Below are 18,600 nucleotides of genomic sequence, written 5' to 3'. Positions count from 1 at the left end.
GCTAGAGAAATTCTCCCTTTTTAATAGTTTCGACAAAATGTATTAATATATGTTTCGGAATAACTCAATATATATTAATAACTTTGAAATATTGTATAACTTCTAATTTTTATGCATTATTGATTAGAATTGCTTATTGTGCTAACGAATCAGGATAGTGTGGAGACCGACCAACTAAATAGTTGCTTATCCTCAATTATTAGAAGGAAAGTTCTATTATTTCGCGAATTTATTAGACATAGACGAGTGCTATAATTTTCTATATCTACATAATGAGGTGACTACGCATGAATCAAAGACCGTCAGAAGAAGAATACGCCGGAAGCTCCGGCGAATATATCCGTTTGGTGCCGGACGGTAACATCATCGACATTCTGCTCGCCCAGGAAAAGCAAATGACCGAGCTCCTGGCATCGTTGACCGAAAGCCAGGCCGCATATCGGTATGCGGAAGGGAAATGGACGCTGAAAGAAGTCGTGGGCCACATTGCAGACGCGGAACGCGTCATGACCTACCGCCTGCTCCGGTTCGCAAGAGGGGACCAGACACCTCTGACTGGTTTCGATCAGGAATTGTTCATACCTCCTTTCGGAAGCTGGACAACCGCGCAATTGGCCGAAGACTACCGGGCCGTACGGCAATCAACGGTTACATTGCTGCGCGGGCTACCGGCGGAGGCATGGAATCGTAAGGGCACAGCCAACAACCTAAGCATTACGGCGCGCGCCCTCGCGTACGGCGTCGCAGGACACGAGCTTCATCACATGGGGGTCATCCGAAATCGGTATTTGAGTTAATCGCCGGCTGAGGCCATTGGAATGGAACTAACACCTCTCATACAATCTTAGATAACGTTCTTATGGGGGTCCCGTCCCACAACCATCTTAGACTATTTTTGAAATTAAAAGCACGTTACTATTCTCTTATGTTAATGAGAAAGGGTGACGTGCTTTTTATGAATATGTACCAAAAACAAGAGTTATCTTTATTTGCGAAAGAGTTATATCGATTTTTCTCATTTTGGGGTATTTGTTTTTCTTAGATTGAGGGTGATGGGGCACTACTCTATAATGATCAAATTAAAATTTAAAATAGTTATAGAGACTCCATTTCTCGGAAATGTTGTAACTATTAAGTTGTAAAAAGAACCGTAGTTTTTCTAAATCAAAAAAACTTGATTAATAAGTTGCATAATGAACTCACTAGCGTATATACTATAAATATCAAAAAAAGTTGATGAAGGGAAGTGAACTACAGTGGTACAAGATTTTCAGCTCTATGAGAAAAAGTTTAAAGCGTTGGCTGATCAAAAACGTTTAGAAATCATGTATGAACTTTGCCAGCGGGGCCAGACGTGTGTATGTGATTTAACAGAAGTTTTTGAAATGACGCAATCTAAGTTGTCCTATCATTTAAAGATTTTATTAGATGCGGGTTTAATTGTAAAAGAAACAAAAGGTACGTGGAGTTATTATGATTTAAATGATGCGGAAGTGAATAATTTATTATCAGAAGAATTGTGCTGTATCTTTAGAAAAACAGGGAAAGGTAGTTGCTGTTAAAATTTTGAGTTATTAATCAAAAAAAATTGATTAATGATATATAAAGAGGAGGAATAAGGTATGAGATATGTTCACATCGGTATAAACGTTACGAATTTAGAGAAGTCTATTGAATTTTATGAAAAGGTATTTGGTGTATCACCAGTTAAAGTGAAAACAGATTATGCAAAATTTTTATTAGAGACGCCAGGACTTAATTTCACGCTGAACGTGCGAGATGAAGTGAAGGGAAATCAGGTAAATCATTTTGGTTTCCAAGTGGATACAGCTGAAGAAATTACATTGCATAAAGAACGATTAGAAAAAGAAGGTTTCTTCGCGCGTGATGAGATGGATACGACTTGTTGCTATGCAGTACAAGATAAGTTTTGGCTAACGGATCCCGATGGTAATGAGTGGGAGTTCTTTTATACAAAAGCAGATAGTGATGTTCATAAAATAGAAGATCCATCTTGTTGTACGACTCCTACCGTAGTAGAAAAAAATTCTTGTTGTTAATAGGAGCTGGAAAATAAAATGAAACGTTTATCCTTTCTAGACCGATATTTAACACTATGGATCTTTCTAGCAATGGCTGTTGGGATTGGTTTAGGGTTTGTGTTTCCTAGTGTAGTAGACGGACTAAATACATTACAGGTTGGAACGACGTCTATTCCACTTGCTGTTGGTTTAATTGTAATGATGTATCCACCATTAGCGAAAGTTCGCTATGAGGAAATGGGCCGAGTATTTAAAGATGTAAAAGTGTTAGTTCTATCTTTAGTACAAAACTGGATTATTGGTCCGGTACTTATGTTTGTGTTAGCAATTATTTTTCTTCCTGATAAACCAGAATACATGGTTGGTCTCATTATGATTGGGTTAGCACGCTGTATTGCAATGGTCATTGTTTGGAACGATCTTGCCGATGGAGATAAAGAGTATGCGGCAGGTTTAGTTGCTTTTAATTCGGTATTCCAAATGCTCTTTTTCTCAGTTTATGCATACGTATTTGTAACTGTAATTCCAGAATGGTTAGGGATTGAAGGTGCTATTGTCGATATTACAATGATAGAAGTAGCAAAATCAGTATGTATCTATTTAGGAATTCCTTTTATAGCAGGTATGTTGACACGCTTTGTACTCGTTAAGTTAAAAGGAAGACAGTGGTATGAAAAGGTGTTTATACCGAAAATTAGTCCACTTACATTACTTGCATTGCTATTTACGATCATCATTATGTTCTCTTTAAAAGGGGAGATGATTGTTAGCGTACCATTAGATGTGGTAAGAATAGCGATTCCGTTATTAATCTATTTTATTGTAATGTTTTTTGTTTCTTTCTTTATGGGAAGAAACATTGGTGCAAACTATTCGGTGACTACAACGTTAGCATTTACAGCAGGTAGTAATAACTTTGAGTTAGCGATTGCTGTAGCGGTTGGTGTGTTTGGTATTCATTCAGGCGCAGCATTCGCAGCTGTTATCGGACCGTTAGTTGAAGTCCCTGTCATGATTGCACTTGTAAACGTCGCTTTTTGGTTTAAGCGTAAATATTTTAATGACCAACCAGTATAATTTAAAAACAAAGGCGGAAAACAACATGGAAAATAAAAAGACAATCTATTTCTTATGTACAGGAAATTCATGCAGAAGCCAAATGGCAGAAGCATGGGGCAAACAATATTTAGGAGATAAGTGGAATGTATATTCTGCAGGAATCGAAGCACACGGAGTGAATCCAAACGCAATTAAAGCAATGAATGAAGTGAATATCTATATAACAAATCAAACATCAGATATAATTGATGCAAACATTTTAAATAATGCTGATTTAGTCGTTACGCTTTGTAGTCATGCGGATTCTGTTTGTCCTTCGACACCTTCGCACGTAAATCGTGTTCACTGGGGATTTGATGACCCGGCAGGAAAAGAATGGTCTGAATTTCAACGTGTTCGTGATGAAATTGGTGAACGTATAAAACGATTTTCTGAAATTGGGGAATAAATAAAGGAAAGAGCCAATCTTCTATTGTGTTGGAGATTGGCTCTTTTTTATTATGTATTTCATTTACTTATCGCATCGCTTTAAAACCACTCTTAGGAGTAATACAGAATATTATGTGAAGATGGTAAAGTTTCATTTTATAAATTTTACTTTATTAAAAGTTGATTTGTTAGAAAGGATAATCATTTATTGCTATAATGAATGGATGCGTGGCAGGAAATAGATAGAAAGATACTGCTAGTAATTTATACTTAAAATGTAGGGAGATTGAACAGAGTTATGGGGAATGAAAAGGAAATTAGTTCCGCTAAATTAATATGGAAGATGACGCGCCCACATACATTAACGGCGACGTTTTCTCCTGTAATTTTAGGGACAGTGGCATCACTTTATGTTGCCAAAATTGATTGGCTTTTATTTATTGCGATGATGCTTGCATGTTTAGCGCTGCAAATAGCAACGAACTTATTTAATGAGTACTATGATTTCAAACGTGGATTAGATACCGCTGAATCCGTTGGCATCGGTGGCGGAATTGTCCGTCATGGATTGAAGCCAAAAAATGTGTTAACAGTTGCGCTTTTATTATATGTCGTAGCAGCTTTTATTGGCATTTATATTTGTATGAATAGTAGTTGGTGGTTAGTGGTTATTGGTTTAATTGGGATGGCAGTTGGCTATTTATATACAGGTGGTCCACTACCAATTGCGTACACCCCGTTTGGAGAATTAGTTTCTGGGTTGTTAATGGGGACATGTTTTGTACTCATTGCTTTCTTTATTCAAACGAATACGATAACGATTGAAAGTGTATTGATTTCCATTCCAATTGGAATTTTAGTCGGTGCAATCAATATGTCGAATAACATCAGAGATATCGAAGAAGATATTAAAGGTGGAAGAAAGACATTAGTAATCCTCCTTGGGAGAGAGAAAGCTGTGGTAACACTAGCGGTAGCCTTTTTCATTGCGTATTTATGGATTGCCGTAATTGTATTAATGGGTTATATAAGCCCTTGGGCATTAGTTATGTTCCTAGGTTTGAGAAAGCCAATTTCTGCGATTCAAAGTTTCCAAAAAGGGGCAAAGGATCCTGGGTATATGCGCATCGCAATGAAATCAACAGCGATGACAAATACGATTTTTGGCTTCTTATTATCAGCAGGATTATTAATTAGTTATTTGTTTTAAATAAAAAATATGGTTAAATAACTTAACCCCAGTTTCTCAATTTTAATATAGAGAGATTGGGGTTTTTATTTTGACTTTGTTTAATGTTAAAAACAGTTTCATTTGAAATGCAAATACCAATAAATTGCAACTTCATCATTTTCAATATCCAAACCTTTATAAACAAGAAAATCACACCCACCAATTACAAATCCGCATTTTTCATAGAACTTACATGCTGCGACATTATTATTTTGCGTTTCAAGCATGATACCTGGCATATTGCCTTTTTTTGCCCACTGCTTTGCTTGATCAACTAATCTTTTACCAACTCCGAGTGTACGATATTTTTTATCTACCGTTATATCTTCTATGTAAGCATAGTGGTTCCAATTCTTTTTCAATACCATTAATCCAATGATTTGGTTATGTAACAGTGCTATGTAAATGACTTGATTAGGTTTATTTATATATTCATTGTAAGCCAGTTCTTCATTATCATCTTGATTTTGTAAATAACTTTTTTCATAACTCGGAACGTCTTCTACTGTATATTCTATACGTTTATTTCCATTGGAAAGAGAAAGAATTAACCGAGCATTCACTATAAAACTGTCATCAATCTCCGGGAGATTATCTAAATCATTTGTTTCTAACTCTCTAATTACAAGGTTCATCGGGGCACCTCCACATAATAATATTTCTTCTAGTTCTTCATTTGGTTCAAATGAATTCCAATTACAAAATTATAATAGAATTTCAATAGTACGGCTATCTTTGTATTTTATCTTTATACCAGCATGTTGTTATCTTGATATGAAAATATTGTTTAGAAAGAGTAGTATCTTTTATTTTGGATGTATATCCAGTTTTTAAATTTAACTGTAGTAGAGAAACAAATATTTTTTTAAAGAGTGGATGCCATACGTTATTCTTTAACTAAATTCGACATTATCTGCATTTTATCTTCACCTTCATCTATTAATCTATTTATTGTAAACATCAGCTGGAGTTAATGCTCAGCTGTATAAATAATGAATATAAAAATTAATAGGGAAAGGATCGAAAAATAATGAAAGAATCACAAAGTAAGAAAAAAACAAGTCGACTAACTAAGGTAATAATATCTCTAGGAGTTGTTTTAGCCACGACCTTTTTCACCTTCTTTTTAATAGGAAAATGGAACTCTATCCCAGCGAAGGGAATAGCTAACGAAAGTAGTAATCAAGTTAACACGCAACAACAAGAAAATAAAAAAGAAACACCACCAGCAAAACAGAAAAGACCTGATGGAAAACCGGTGGGAAAGGTTGTTTATTTAACATTCGATGATGGTCCTAGCGAACTAACTGGGAAATTTTTAGATGTACTAAAAGAGCAAAATGTCGCCTCGACATTTTTTATGCAAGGTAGCAATTTACAAAATACAGGTTTTCAGGAAAACGTAAAGCGAGCAGTAAAAGAAGGGCATTATATTGGTGCACATAGTATGACACATAATAGTGATAAGCTATACAAAAAAGGACAATTTGTAACGGAGATGAAAGAAACGTTAGCTCTTATTCATAATATTACGGGTACAACTCCTAAATTAGTTCGTCCGCCATATGGATCTGCACCAGGATTAAAGGGGCAGGACATTCGTAACAAAATTGTAGAAGCAGGAATAAAAGTTTGGGATTGGACGATAGATTCAAATGATTGGAAATTAAAAGGTAACCCACAGCAAATTATAGAAAATGTAAAGCGTACAACAACAGAAGATATGGAAGTAGTTCTAATGCATGAAAAACTACAGACATTACAAGCGCTTCCGGAAATTATTAAATTTTATAAGGAAAAAGGATATGAATTCGGGGTATACAATGAAGCGGATCATTTTCAACTAAACTTCCAGAAAGATCAACGTCTATAGTATAAACATAATTATTTTAAAAAGGTGTTTTCCATTACTAAATCAATAACTAAGCCAAAAGTCGATTTCTTATTTTCTCCGGAATGTCCTTTTTGAAATCTATGCAACAGACTCTTTATAGTAAGAGTATTTTGTCGGGGGATAATCAAAAAATGTATATTACAATATAAAAATTCACCTTAATACTAAAGGATACATGACAACGATTCCTATAAATTCTTCTCAATAATTGAAAATAAAATCAATCCAGATTATTATATTGTTATTGTAATTATAAATGTAATTACATTTTATTGAAGGAGGATACAAAGATGAAAAACTCAAAAGGCTCTATTGAATCAGAGATAAGCAAAGCAATTACTCACTGGGAAAAGGACTACCTAGGACGCGGGTCTATATCCGTTAAGACAGATATATTACGGGATATGATTATCGTAAATTTACAAGGTATTTTAACGCCGGCTGAATATACGGTTTGCGAAACAAAAGACGGTATGCTAACGATAAAGAAAAATCGTTCGGAGCTAGTTGAATCTGGAATTGAAGATTTGAAAGAGATTATACTAGAATTAACTGGAGAAAAAGTGAAAAGTTTTCATACGGATATAAGCTCCCGTACTGGTGAACGAGTAATGATTTTTAAATTGTTTCATAATCTTGAGGAAAAATTTTGAAAATTAAAACCACTGTAGGGTTAGTGGGAGATAATTAAGAAACCTAAAAGTTTTGCGCTTTATTTAAATTTATTAACATGATAATAATTAATAACTTGAAATTATTTACGTATACTGAATTTTAATTGGAATAACGCTCAAAAAAACTGATAAATAAATTGACAAACTGCTTAATATAGTTTATCTTATAATTGTTTTAAAAAATTAATAGATGCTTATTTTAACTGTTTGCTATAATTAAGGCTTTAGCATTTTTTTAATATGTAATATTGACTAAATGAAAAAGTTTCTTAATTGAAAGATAGCGCATAACATAAATTGATATATTGATTGCATAATCTAGGAGATCAGAGATATACTGTTATTTTTAATAGGAGTAATACATACATTACTATCCTCTATAAAATGGGAGCTCTTCAAAAAACTTTATTGAAGTTAGTTGAAGTGAAACCGACAATCTCCATAATTCAATGATGATATAAAATCATTGAATTATGGAAGTTGTCGGTTTTTTTTATGGGAAAAAACGATGTACTAAAAAGAGTGAATGAAAATTGAAATTAAAAAAACTATCGTAATGAAAAGGAATTTTTATAGGCTATTTTCGCTTAGAAGGGAGTATTTAACATGTTAATTTCGCTGAGTTCATCAACACTGTTAACTTTATTTTTTATGGCGCTTAGTGCTTCTTGGCTAAGTGGATTATTGTTTTTAAATGCAAGGATACCTTTACGTTTTGTTCATATCCATATTGGTATCGCTGCTTTACCTTCATTGGTTTCTTTACTCGCACTTGTTAATAACAATGGAGATAGAGTTGTGGGGCCTTGGCATCTAGATACTTTAGCTTGGTTAATGGCTTTCTTTGTTCTTACAATTGGTTTAATCATTCAGCGTTTCTCTGTACGTTATTTAATGGGAGATCGCTCATATCGAAAATACTTTGCACTTTTTACATTTACTACAGGTGTATCTTCGGTTGCATGGTTAAGTGATGATCTTCGCTTAATGCTCATTTGTTGGGGAGCAACGCTTATAGGATTGGTTCTACTTATAGGGCTAAATAAAGGGTGGAAAGTAGTTAGTGAAGCAACTAAAATCTCTGGCTACCTATTTACAATAAGTTGGATTGCCTTACTATCAGCTATCATTTGGCTTTTTCAAGTAACAGGACAGTGGCAGTTAACATCAGTTTTAACGAATGAAAATGTAGTGCTACATGGAACATTGGAGAGAACAGGAATTAACTTATTAATTATATTAGCGGTGATGATTCCAGCAGCACAATGGCCTTTTCAAAGATGGTTAATTGAGTCTGCTGTTGCTCCAACTCCTGTTTCAGCTATTATGCATGCGGGTTTAGTAAATGCTGGTGGTATCATGTTAACTAGATTTTCACCTCTTTTTCATGATGATATTGCACAAATAATTTTACTAATTTTCTCTAGTATTTCTATCTTAATAGGTACAGGAATTAGTTTAGTCCAAGTTGATTATAAACGTCAGCTAGTAGGTTCAACTATTGCACAAATGGGATTTATGCTTATTCAATGTGCATTAGGCGCCTATTTAGCGGCTATTATTCATTTAATTTTACATGGTTTGTTTAAAGCTACACTATTTTTACAAGCTGGTTCTTCCGTGCAACGTTTTGGGGTAGTGAATCAGTCTAATGAAAAGATGTCCAATTTATGGATTATAGTTGGGCGTGTTTTAGGATTATTTATAGCAATTACTTTCTGGTTTATGACTTCTGGAGAGGGGTATCAACTAGTTAGTGCGTTAATCTTAGGCTGGTCACTATACTTTTCATGGAAACAGCTTGTTGTTTTTGGAGAGGGAAGAATGGGACGAATTGCTGGCGTAATTGTTTTGATTGGATTTTCTCTCATTTACTTTACCGTTCATAATTCTCTTTATAAATGGTTGCATACTGATATTTATCAAAGTGTTCAACCTTCAGCTCCAGCCGTTATCTTTGTTATATGTATTTTACTATTTAGTAGTGTTATTAGTACTTTCGTTACTCGTCACCAATCTTCTACTTTATTCGCTGTACTTTATCTTTGGTTAGTTCGAGTAGGTGAGGCGAGACGAAAGTCAGTAGAAAGTCACCCAAGCTATCTGAAACATCATGTATCAAAGGGAGGTAATTCGTGATGAGCATACCGTCAATATTAAAGAAAGATACAAACATTGATATGCAAGAAAATAATATAAATGATTTAGTTGCATCTGCTAGCCGAGTTATTGCGCCACTTTGGCCTATCTCTACGTTTGCAGCTCACCACCCTTGGATGGGACTTGAAAAGCAATCATTTGAACAAGTCGCAAATTGGTTAAAAGAAGCTCGTAATGTGGATATTTATCCTAGTGCCTCCATGATTCATTTGGCAAAAGCGAAAGGTGAGATTGAGGAATCATTTTTACAAATGAGTTTGTCTCGTTGGCTGGATTCACAATCTTTTCATATTCCGCGAGAGAAAGCAGAGCGATTTTGCCAAGCAGCTTTAAAGTTAGAAAAATTACCTTCTAGTCTATTATCATCGCCAGAAGTAAATAAATTGGCAGAAGAAATGAATTATATAAATACAGCAAGTATGCAAGCCTCTGTTATGCAGCCAATAAGTTCGCTTATAGAGAGTCAAAATAGTGAAAACCTATCTGATGTTCTTAATTATCATATCATTAAATGGTGTAAATTATATCTTGATGAATCCGGATCAAATTGGACGATGCCAAATCGAGAGAAAGGTTTTTATCGCGCATGGCAACACCTTATTAAATTTGATCCAGCGCTCAGTAAAAATGAGCGTAAAGTTTTAAAAAATTGGCCACAAGATGCCGAAGTAGCTTTAGCGAGAGCATTATCTGAACTAGGAATTTCTGAATCTAACATACAATCTTACCTTGAAGGGCACTTACTTTCTTTGCCTGGGTGGGCAGGAATGATACGATGGCGCTCACAACAATCAATTCAGGAACAGGAACTTCTCATAGAATATTTAGCAGTTCGAATTTCTATGGAGCTGGCTATTGTAAAACCTTATTTACCTTTAAAAAATCAAAAGGTTGAGAAAAAAGTTTCGATCGTCCCACTTATAGCTTCTTGGATTTATTGGGGGAATATTTCAACACGGGAATGGTTACAAATGCCTGCTACTGAACAAAGTGAATTATTAGTATTCGCTTATCGTTTTGATGAAAATATTCGCAAGAAACTTTGGCTGGAAGCTTGGGAACAAACGCATGCAGAGCAATTAAGGGAGAAGATTGCTTCTACACAACGTGCAACCAATGATAAAAAGCGTGTATTAGCTCAATTAGCATTCTGTATTGATGTACGTTCAGAACCGTTTCGTCGCCACCTTGAAAAATTAGGTCCGTTTGAAACATTTGGAATAGCTGGTTTCTTTGGGTTACCAATTGCAACTAGTGAACTAGGTAGTAATAACAACCATCCTTCTTTGCCAGTTATACTCAAACCGAAACATCAAATAAAAGAGCTCACAAATGAAAATGAACTTAAATCTTATGAGCAACGTAAGAGGGTAGGCAGTTCGGTACGTTATACGTTTAAAACGATGAAACAGAACGTACTGACAAGTATGGCGCTACCTGAGTTAAGTGGTCCTTTACTTGGTCTACAGATGGTGACAAGAAGCTTTGTCCCAAGAGGAGTTGGTGGTTTCATTCGTAACCTTCGTAAAACTATGTTACAAAAACCTGATACAACATTCTCGCTTAATCATGTTCATGACACAAAGGGCGAGATACCTATCGGTTTTACGAAAGAAGAAAAAGTGAACTATGTGCGTCAAGCTTTAAAAATGGTGGGACTGACAGAAAAATTTGCTCCTTTAGTTGTAATGTGCGGACATAGTAGTCAAAGTACGAACAATCCTTATGCTGCAGCACTTGAGTGTGGTGCTTGTGGCGGAGCAGCAGGAGGATTCAATGCAAGAGTTTTTGCTACTTTATGTAATCTCCCAGAAGTGAGAGAGGCGTTGTTTGCGGAAGGTATTAAAATTCCTGAGGATACCATTTTTGCAGCAGCTGAACATAAAACAACAGTGGACGAATTGGAATGGATTTACGTCCCAGAACTTTCGGAAACTGCGCAAGAAGCATTTGATTGTATCGAATCGATTATGCCAAATGTGAGCCAACATGCAAATAGAGAGCGTTTAACGCAATTACCAAATTTTAAAACGAAAATAAAAAATGCGAGTAAAGAGGCACATCGATTTGCAGAAGATTGGAGTGAAATACGTCCAGAATGGGGATTAGCTCGTAATGCATCTTTTATTATCGGGCAACGAGAATTAACTCAGGATTGTGACTTAGAAGGTAGGGCTTTCCTTCATAATTATGATTGGAAACAGGATGAAAGTGGCGATATATTAGCTAACATTATTGCAGGACCAGGAACAGTAGCTCAGTGGATAAATCTACAATATTACGCTTCAACTGTAGCTCCTCATTATTATGGTAGTGGAAACAAAACAACCCAAACTGTAACCGCGGGTCTAGGTGTTATGCAGGGAAATGCAAGTGATTTGTTGCCAGGCTTACCTTGGCAATCCGTTATGCAGTCAGATAGTGAGACGTATCATTCACCACTTCGTTTACTAATTGTAATTCAAGCGCCTAGTCAATATATAGAACGTTTGCTAAATAATGATTTCACATTTCGAGAAAAAGTTCAAAATGGATGGGTTAGACTTGCAAGTGTTGATCCAGAGGGACACTGGAAAAACTGGTAACAATCATGTAATGAATTATCAACTATTGTTACTAGCTTAAAAGTTTCATAAATACAATAATGAAGAAGGAGTGCTCCATATGAATTCAAAGAATAAAAAAGTTTTATTGTTAACAGACATTAAACATGAAATAGAGCCTATTATCCAACAAGTAACTAACATTCAACAAGAAAACATGTTGACTATACACAGCTACGATTCTGTAATTGTACATCCTTATGGAGATATAATGAGATCTATTATTATTGCTATTTATCAAGAAAATGTTGAAGAAATTTTTGTTGTAGGAATAGAGGATAAAGAAACTGATGTAGTTAATCTACAAATTCAACGTGATTCCATAAAAAATAACAGGGAACTAGACTATCTCTTTGAAAATTGCATGCCTGAATTTTCAAGTGGTAGCCTTGATGAATGGCTAAGTGGAAAAGAAAATGTTAGTGAAAATATTGAGAAGAGTATAGATATGATTTGTCATCATCCACTAGTACCGTCTGATGTTAAAGTTCATGGTTTCAAGATTGATAGAACAGGGGAAAAAGAAACGGTTGTTAAAGTTTCTGTTAATAAAGTAGTGAAACAAATGCATTCTTATGTGTAAGTTATCGATAGATAAGCAACTTTTATTTGGTAGATACTATAATATGTTAAATATTTGGAGTTGTTTCCTTTAAAAAGAGTAAAAGAAATCTTCTATAAATGGAGATCTTTTGCTCTTTTTATAATAAAAATAAAAAATTATTTGACGTTTTTTCGAAAAAAATTTTTAAGACAAGGCTTTTAGGTTTATGAAAACCTTTATTCATGATAGCAAGATAATTTTGATAAGAAGTATATAGTAAGAATGATTTGGAGATACCGATGGGGATATAACTATTTTATTTAGGACGGTGCAATTAAAATGGATTTACAGAAAGGGAAATTATATTGGAACACGACTTTTTCTAATACACCTTCTTATCCTCGTTTGGACGAAGATATAAAATGTGACGTACTAATAATAGGAGCAGGAAGTTCGGGTGCTCAATCAGCATACTATTTGAGTGAATCAGATTTAAATATTGTTATCGTTGATAAAAGAAAGGTAGGACATGGAAGTAACCTTACAAATACAGCACTTATTCAATATTTAGGTGATAAGATGTTTTTTGAACTGGTAAATACATTTGGGGAAGAGTATGCAGTTAAGCATATGAAATTATGTGAACAAGCTATTAATGATATTGAATATGCTGATCAAAACTTGCCTTATTGCTCTGACTTTAAACGACGTGACAGCTTATATTATGCAAGTTATGAAGAGGATATAAAGAAATTAGAAAAGGAACTGTATTATTTACATAAGCATGATTTTAAAGCGGCTTGGTTATCAGAAAAACAAATTGGACAGAGATATCCATTTAAAAAACGTGCAGCTATTTATACGTATAATGATGGTGAAATAAATCCTTATAAATTTACACATAGTTTATTAGAACAAGCTGCTAATAAAGGAGTTCAAATTTATGAAGATACAGAGATTGTTGGCAAAAAGTTAGAGAAAGAATGTGCTATCTTTTATACAAAGGGGGGCAATTCTATTACTGCCAATAAAGTAATTGTGGCTGCAGGATATGAAGGGTTGGAATTTAAAAAGGAAAAGAACGCTACACTGATTAGCTCATATGCAGTTGTTACTAATCCTGTAGAAGATTTATCTTCTTGGTATAAACGTACTCTCATTTGGGAAACTGCGAGACCATATATTTATATGAGAACTACTGCAGATAACAGGATTATTATAGGTGGGTTAGATGAAGATACAAACATTGCTCAAGAAAGAGATTCAAAATTAATCCATAAAAAAGAGAAATTAGTAAATGAATTTAATAAGCTCTTTCCCAATATAACAGTTGAACCTGAATTTTATTTAAGTGCTTTTTATGGTGGTACTCATGATGGTTTACCTATAATTGGAATGTATGAAGAGTTTCCAAATTGTCACTTTATCTATGCGTATGGAGATAATGGATTAGTTTATAGTATGGTACTTTCTAAAATTGTTCGAGATATAATTATTAACGGTTCAAGTCCAGATTTGAATTTATATTTACAAACTAGACCAAAACTAAATGAGTAAACTGCATGTATACAAAATCATAGTAGTAAGGAGCATATTTAGGATTCCATTATAAAAAAGCTATTTTAAATGTATTAGTTTCATGTGACTATTTGTTATGTTTATGAATGCTTAAATAAAGCATTCATAAACAATATTATTTGTTAAATCCATTCATTTTACTAAGTTCAGTTATTTGTATAATCCATTCTTTTTTTAGGTAGGGTAGAGTTGCTTGGATATGATGATATTCCCATTCTTCCTCAATGGTAGGGTAAAGATTAAATAAGTATTTTTCTTCATCATTTGTTACACTTGCTTTAGGATTGCCAGTAAGTTTAAAATAAATGTCGCACCATCCGCTATAGTTTGTTAACATGAATAAAAAATTAGGACATGTGAATTCGATGAGGTATATTTCTTTCTCTAATTGAATATCTGATAGTAATTCTCTTGCAGTCTCATAAGTAGGCTTCTTTTGGTAACCATTGCATGAATGCCATGCCCAAATGGGTAAATCTATAATAAATTCAATACCTTTCTGTTTCATGTGTCTTACAATGTATTTATATGCTGTGCAATCTTCTTTACTAACAAAATAGGATCGGCTATAAGCTTACCTTCATTCAAAAGTGTATTTATGGCATTTTGGTTTTGAAAAGTCCACAGGATTGTTGAATCTATAGATGTATTTAAGTTTGATTGTTTATAAAATTGTTTTTTCATCTTTCTCTCCATTTTCTTTTTTATTTTATAAGAGTTTAAGATAAGTACAAAGTGCATTATATTTTTATCTTTATTAAGAGTTGGAAAAATCCATTAAAGATAGAAGAGTTTGTTTGCAATTACAAAAAATGATTCTTATAATCATTTAAAAATAACAGAAGTATTTGTTCTAATAAAGAATGAATTGTGCTTTAAGAATTAGAAAGGATAGCCATGCAAAATAAAATTATTGTTATGTTTCAAAAAGATTTTCGTTTATATGATAACCCAGCTCTATTTGAGGCTGTTCAGTCTGGTGAGGTTCTTCCTGTATATATACAAGATGAAACTTTTTCAATAGGAAGTGCGTCAAAGTGGTGGTTGCACCATGCTGTAATAGATGTAAAGAAGCAACTTGAGGCATTGGGCTCTACTTTAATAATTCGTAAAGGACGTACGGAGGAAGAAATACTTTCTCTCATAGAGCAATTAGATATAACGGCTGTATATTGGAATATTTGTTATGATCCGGACAGATTACAATCTAATCAAAAAATGAAAATGATGTTAGAGGATAAAGGTATTATCTGTAAAGAATTTAATTCGCATTTATTATTAGAACCGTGGATTATTAAAAAGAAAGATAACACTGAATATAAGGTGTTTACGCCTTTTTACAATGCATTTCAAAAGCAGGTAATACCTAAACCTTTTAGCAGAGTGCAGAGTATAAAGTGGGGAAACTCTTTACCAGCAAGCTTATCTGTTTCAGAATTACAATTGTTGCCGACTATACCGTGGACATCTCATATGGAAGTAATATGGGATCCGACAGAAGAAGGGGCATATAAAACATTCAAGAAATTTTTCTCTAGTAAATTAGTCTCTTATAGTGAAGGAAGAGATTTTCCAGGTCAAAATGTCCATTCGATGTTGGCACCGTATCTTTCATTTGGTCAAATATCAGTAAAGCTAATGTTTCATTACTTAATAAATAAAAGTACCGAAAGACAATGTAGTCTTTTTGAAAAACAAGTTAATAGCTTTATACGTCAATTAATTTGGCGAGAGTTTTCTTATTATTTACTATATCATTATCCATTTACAGTATATAAACCTCTTAATAAGAGCTTTGAAAATTTCCCGTGGGATAAGGAAGAGGAGTTATTAAGAGTATGGCAAAAGGGGAAAACGGGTTATCCGTTTATTGATGCGGGAATGCGAGAACTATGGCAAACAGGTTTTATGCATAACCGGGCAAGAATGGCTGTAGCCTCTTTTCTTGTAAAGCATTTGTTAATTCCGTGGCAAGAAGGAGCAAAATGGTTTATGGATACACTACTAGATGCTGATATTGCAAATAATACAATGGGATGGCAATGGGTTGCTGGAAGTGGAGCAGATGCATCACCGTACTTTCGTATTTTTAACCCAATCACACAAGGAGAAAAGTTTGATAAAAATGGAGAGTATATAAGAAGATGGGTACCAGAATTAAGAGATATCCCAAACAAATATATACATAAGCCTTTGGAAGCACCTGAGCATATTTTACAAAAATCCAATATAAAACTTGGGGATACATATCCTTTTCCGATTGTTGATCATAAGGCAGCACGGGAGAGAGCCCTTTGTGCATATAAAAGTATGAAAGAATTTGTATGAAATAGGTTAAACAATATGTATTTTGAATTTTAATATTAGAATTTTATCCATTACAAGGACATACTAATCATATAAAGTTTCTATAGTCTTCTAGTAAAAAGGAGAATGTTTATGAAAAAATCTAGTATTATAGTATTTTTACTAACATATGGTTTGTTTTATGTTTCTAGTGTTTTATTCCCTATTGATCGTACTTGGTATGATGCGTTAGAAAAGCCGTCTTGGACACCATCTGGTATGACAATCGGAATGATATGGGCTGTATTATTTGGACTTATTGCATTATCAGTTGCAATTATTTACAACAACTATGGATTCAAGCCAAAAACATTTTGGTTTTTATTCCTTTTAAATTATATATTCAATCAAGCGTTCAGCTACTTTCAATTTAGCCAAAAGAATTTGTTTTTAGCAACAGTAGATTGTTTATTAGTCACTATTACTACGTTACTTCTCATTATGTTTTCTTCCAATTTATCTAAAGTATCGGCATGGTTGCTAATCCCATATTTTTTATGGGCTACATTTGCTACATATTTATCTTGGACAATTTATAGTATAAATTAAAGACGTAAATGAAAACTTGAGCACAATGAAAATGCTCGAGTTTTTACGTTTATTAATGGTAATCTAAAGTATAGAATATACACATCATAGGGAGGTCATATATGTGAAGAAATGGATAAAAATTGTTCTGTACTCTTTACTAGGTATTTTACTCATCGGAAGTATTACTTTTTTAACTTGGTCTCAGTTTACTTATAAACCAACGAAAGAGGCTTTGTCTTTAGTAGATGATAAAAAAGATGAAGATTATATAGCTTTTGGAGAGAAAGATGCAAATATAGGGGTTATTTTTTATCAAGGAGCTAAAGTAGAAGCCGAGGCTTATAGTTACTTAGGGGAAGCACTTGCAAAAGATGGGCATTTTGTAGTAATGCCTAAGTTACCATTAAACTTAGCGATACTTGGAATAAATGAGGTAGATAGTGTAATTGAAAAGTACCCTGAAGTTCAAAAATGGTATGTTGCTGGGCATTCAATGGGCGGAGCTATGATTTCTAGGTATGCCTTTCAACATGAAGAAAAGGTAGACGGAATTATTTTCTTAGGTTCTTATCCTGCAGATGATTTCTCTGCCAAATCGATTCCAATGTTATCAATTTACGGGGAAGTAGATGCTTTAGCAACTGTAGAAAAAATAGAGAACAATAAAAAGTTAATGTCAAAGAATAGTACTATGCACATGATAAAAGGGGGGAATCATGCTAATTTTGGCATGTACGGTGAGCAAAAAGGTGATAATGCGAGTTTAATTACGCCAAAAGCACAACGAGATGAAACAGTGAAAGTAATTGAAGAATGGTTATTGAAACAATGATAACGAATTTAATAAATCTACCGAAAGAATTCTCCTAGCGGTAGATGGGAGAGAGAATAAAGAGCCAAATCGTACGAAGTGGCTCTTTTATTTATTTGCTATCTCCAATTGTCCCCTTATTTTCTCCGGAATATCCTCTTTAGAAATAATATCGTAAGAATACACATATTTTCCTTTCACATGAATTTTTAAGTATGTTTTTCTTATAAAATCATTAGGCGTGTTCGTTCCAACTGTATATTCTTTTTCATTACTTAATTCGTCAACAGCTTTTAGTGAGTACATAGCTTTTCCTTTATGATGATAATCTGGAACACCATATCCTTTCGCAACGGCATATACATTTTTTTCTTCAGCAATCGGATTAAATCTGTCTAAATCTCCACGTAATATGAAAGGTAGTAAGTATATAGGGAGGCCTATTCCTAGTATGCAAATTACAAATTTCTTCATGATCGTTTCTCCTTTTGTCTATTTACATTTTTGAGTATAGAAAAAAGTTCTTATGAATATAGAGGGAAATTCTTTAAGTTTTTCTTAATAAAGTTTAACTTTGTGAAAAAAACTAATTTGAGCATTAAGTTTACGAAATGAATAGCCAAATAACCTATTTTCTTTATTTTTTGATGGTAGGTTATTAGGTTTTATATTGGTATGAGTGAATTAAGAAATAAGTG

17 protein-coding genes and 1 pseudogene are annotated in these 18,600 nt (G+C 33.8%); 15 read left to right on the top strand and 3 right to left on the bottom strand.

Annotated features, from left to right (window positions below):
* Positions 1-287 precede the first annotated feature (287 nt).
* The 6 genes from MR112_RS18110 (at position 288) to menA (ending at position 4,740) form a co-directional block, all read left to right on the top strand.
* Positions 288-797 (top strand): DinB family protein, encoded by a 510-nt coding sequence (locus MR112_RS18110; RefSeq protein WP_242245183.1) that lies wholly within the window; start codon positions 288-290, stop codon positions 795-797.
* Positions 798-1,256: 459 nt separating this feature from the next.
* Positions 1,257-1,562 (top strand): arsenical resistance operon transcriptional regulator ArsR, encoded by a 306-nt coding sequence (gene arsR, locus MR112_RS18105; RefSeq protein ID WP_002182884.1) that lies wholly within the window; start codon positions 1,257-1,259, stop codon positions 1,560-1,562.
* Positions 1,563-1,622: 60 nt separating this feature from the next.
* Complete coding sequence (locus MR112_RS18100) at positions 1,623-2,060, top strand: ArsI/CadI family heavy metal resistance metalloenzyme (RefSeq protein ID WP_074555258.1); 438 nt, start codon at positions 1,623-1,625, stop codon at positions 2,058-2,060.
* Positions 2,061-2,078: 18 nt separating this feature from the next.
* Positions 2,079-3,119, top strand: a complete 1,041-nt coding sequence (gene arsB, locus MR112_RS18095; protein WP_074555256.1) for an ACR3 family arsenite efflux transporter — start codon at positions 2,079-2,081, stop codon at positions 3,117-3,119.
* Positions 3,120-3,144: 25 nt separating this feature from the next.
* On the top strand, positions 3,145-3,549 hold the full coding sequence (gene arsC / locus MR112_RS18090) for an arsenate reductase (thioredoxin) (protein WP_074555253.1): 405 nt from the start codon (positions 3,145-3,147) through the stop codon (positions 3,547-3,549).
* Positions 3,550-3,828: 279 nt separating this feature from the next.
* Positions 3,829-4,740: a 1,4-dihydroxy-2-naphthoate polyprenyltransferase gene (menA, locus tag MR112_RS18085; protein ID WP_074555250.1), complete on the top strand. Its 912-nt coding sequence runs from the start codon at positions 3,829-3,831 to the stop codon at positions 4,738-4,740.
* A gap of 98 nt (positions 4,741-4,838) precedes the next feature.
* On the opposite strand, the gene satA is transcribed toward menA, so the two are convergent.
* The gene (gene satA, locus MR112_RS18080) at positions 4,839-5,396 is read right to left on the bottom strand and encodes a streptothricin N-acetyltransferase SatA (protein ID WP_078186642.1); all 558 of its coding nucleotides are present in this window, start codon (positions 5,394-5,396) and stop codon (positions 4,839-4,841) included.
* Between the two features lie 395 nt (positions 5,397-5,791).
* Between satA and MR112_RS18075 the strand changes: the two genes are divergently transcribed.
* From MR112_RS18075 to MR112_RS18050, 6 genes are all read left to right on the top strand, one after another.
* Complete coding sequence (locus MR112_RS18075; RefSeq protein WP_242245182.1) at positions 5,792-6,634, top strand: polysaccharide deacetylase family protein; 843 nt, start codon at positions 5,792-5,794, stop codon at positions 6,632-6,634.
* A gap of 311 nt (positions 6,635-6,945) precedes the next feature.
* Positions 6,946-7,308: a Na-translocating system protein MpsC family protein gene (locus MR112_RS18070; protein WP_000798162.1), complete on the top strand. Its 363-nt coding sequence runs from the start codon at positions 6,946-6,948 to the stop codon at positions 7,306-7,308.
* 627 nt (positions 7,309-7,935) lie between these two features.
* On the top strand, positions 7,936-9,468 hold the full coding sequence (locus tag MR112_RS18065) for an NADH dehydrogenase subunit 5 (protein ID WP_078186640.1): 1,533 nt from the start codon (positions 7,936-7,938) through the stop codon (positions 9,466-9,468).
* Positions 9,468-12,074: a DUF2309 domain-containing protein gene (locus MR112_RS18060; protein ID WP_174766983.1), complete on the top strand. Its 2,607-nt coding sequence runs from the start codon at positions 9,468-9,470 to the stop codon at positions 12,072-12,074. The genes MR112_RS18065 and MR112_RS18060 overlap by 1 nt, the downstream gene beginning before the upstream one ends.
* 79 nt (positions 12,075-12,153) lie before the next feature.
* Positions 12,154-12,675 (top strand): carbonic anhydrase, encoded by a 522-nt coding sequence (locus tag MR112_RS18055; protein ID WP_001086255.1) that lies wholly within the window; start codon positions 12,154-12,156, stop codon positions 12,673-12,675.
* A gap of 300 nt (positions 12,676-12,975) precedes the next feature.
* Complete coding sequence (locus tag MR112_RS18050) at positions 12,976-14,193, top strand: NAD(P)/FAD-dependent oxidoreductase (protein WP_078186638.1); 1,218 nt, start codon at positions 12,976-12,978, stop codon at positions 14,191-14,193.
* A gap of 136 nt (positions 14,194-14,329) precedes the next feature.
* Here MR112_RS18050 and MR112_RS18045 read toward each other — a convergent pair.
* Positions 14,330-14,898: pseudogene (locus MR112_RS18045) on the bottom strand (DUF3841 domain-containing protein).
* A gap of 213 nt (positions 14,899-15,111) precedes the next feature.
* Between MR112_RS18045 and MR112_RS18040 the strand changes: the two are divergent.
* From MR112_RS18040 to MR112_RS18030, 3 genes are all read left to right on the top strand, one after another.
* The gene (locus MR112_RS18040) at positions 15,112-16,542 is read left to right on the top strand and encodes a cryptochrome/photolyase family protein (protein WP_078186637.1); all 1,431 of its coding nucleotides are present in this window, start codon (positions 15,112-15,114) and stop codon (positions 16,540-16,542) included.
* A 111-nt stretch (positions 16,543-16,653) separates the two neighbouring features.
* Entirely contained in the window at positions 16,654-17,109 is a 456-nt protein-coding gene (locus MR112_RS18035) for a TspO/MBR family protein (protein WP_242245181.1), read from the top strand.
* Between the two features lie 103 nt (positions 17,110-17,212).
* On the top strand, positions 17,213-17,923 hold the full coding sequence (locus tag MR112_RS18030; protein ID WP_174766985.1) for an alpha/beta hydrolase: 711 nt from the start codon (positions 17,213-17,215) through the stop codon (positions 17,921-17,923).
* A gap of 87 nt (positions 17,924-18,010) precedes the next feature.
* Here MR112_RS18030 and MR112_RS18025 read toward each other — a convergent pair whose 3' ends face one another.
* Complete coding sequence (locus tag MR112_RS18025) at positions 18,011-18,376, bottom strand: YxeA family protein (protein WP_000714887.1); 366 nt, start codon at positions 18,374-18,376, stop codon at positions 18,011-18,013.
* Positions 18,377-18,600: the final 224 nt, after the last annotated feature.

Source organism: Bacillus cereus group sp. BfR-BA-01330 (genome assembly GCF_022663885.1).
GTDB classification, from domain to species: domain Bacteria; phylum Bacillota; class Bacilli; order Bacillales; family Bacillaceae_G; genus Bacillus_A; species Bacillus_A cereus.
This window is presented reverse-complemented; position numbering and strand designations above follow the sequence as displayed.

Coding starts and splice junctions, on each gene's coding strand:
- MR112_RS18075 (WP_242245182.1), top strand. CDS start 5,792: ATGAAAGAATCACAAAGTAAGAAAAAAACAAGTCGACTAACTAAGGTA.
- menA (WP_074555250.1), top strand. CDS start 3,829: ATGGGGAATGAAAAGGAAATTAGTTCCGCTAAATTAATATGGAAGATG.
- MR112_RS18025 (WP_000714887.1), bottom strand. CDS start 18,376: ATGAAGAAATTTGTAATTTGCATACTAGGAATAGGCCTCCCTATATAC.
- MR112_RS18035 (WP_242245181.1), top strand. CDS start 16,654: ATGAAAAAATCTAGTATTATAGTATTTTTACTAACATATGGTTTGTTT.
- MR112_RS18110 (WP_242245183.1), top strand. CDS start 288: ATGAATCAAAGACCGTCAGAAGAAGAATACGCCGGAAGCTCCGGCGAA.
- MR112_RS18050 (WP_078186638.1), top strand. CDS start 12,976: ATGGATTTACAGAAAGGGAAATTATATTGGAACACGACTTTTTCTAAT.
- MR112_RS18070 (WP_000798162.1), top strand. CDS start 6,946: ATGAAAAACTCAAAAGGCTCTATTGAATCAGAGATAAGCAAAGCAATT.
- arsB (WP_074555256.1), top strand. CDS start 2,079: ATGAAACGTTTATCCTTTCTAGACCGATATTTAACACTATGGATCTTT.
- arsC (WP_074555253.1), top strand. CDS start 3,145: ATGGAAAATAAAAAGACAATCTATTTCTTATGTACAGGAAATTCATGC.
- MR112_RS18065 (WP_078186640.1), top strand. CDS start 7,936: ATGTTAATTTCGCTGAGTTCATCAACACTGTTAACTTTATTTTTTATG.
- MR112_RS18100 (WP_074555258.1), top strand. CDS start 1,623: ATGAGATATGTTCACATCGGTATAAACGTTACGAATTTAGAGAAGTCT.
- MR112_RS18060 (WP_174766983.1), top strand. CDS start 9,468: ATGAGCATACCGTCAATATTAAAGAAAGATACAAACATTGATATGCAA.
- MR112_RS18040 (WP_078186637.1), top strand. CDS start 15,112: ATGCAAAATAAAATTATTGTTATGTTTCAAAAAGATTTTCGTTTATAT.
- satA (WP_078186642.1), bottom strand. CDS start 5,396: ATGAACCTTGTAATTAGAGAGTTAGAAACAAATGATTTAGATAATCTC.
- MR112_RS18055 (WP_001086255.1), top strand. CDS start 12,154: ATGAATTCAAAGAATAAAAAAGTTTTATTGTTAACAGACATTAAACAT.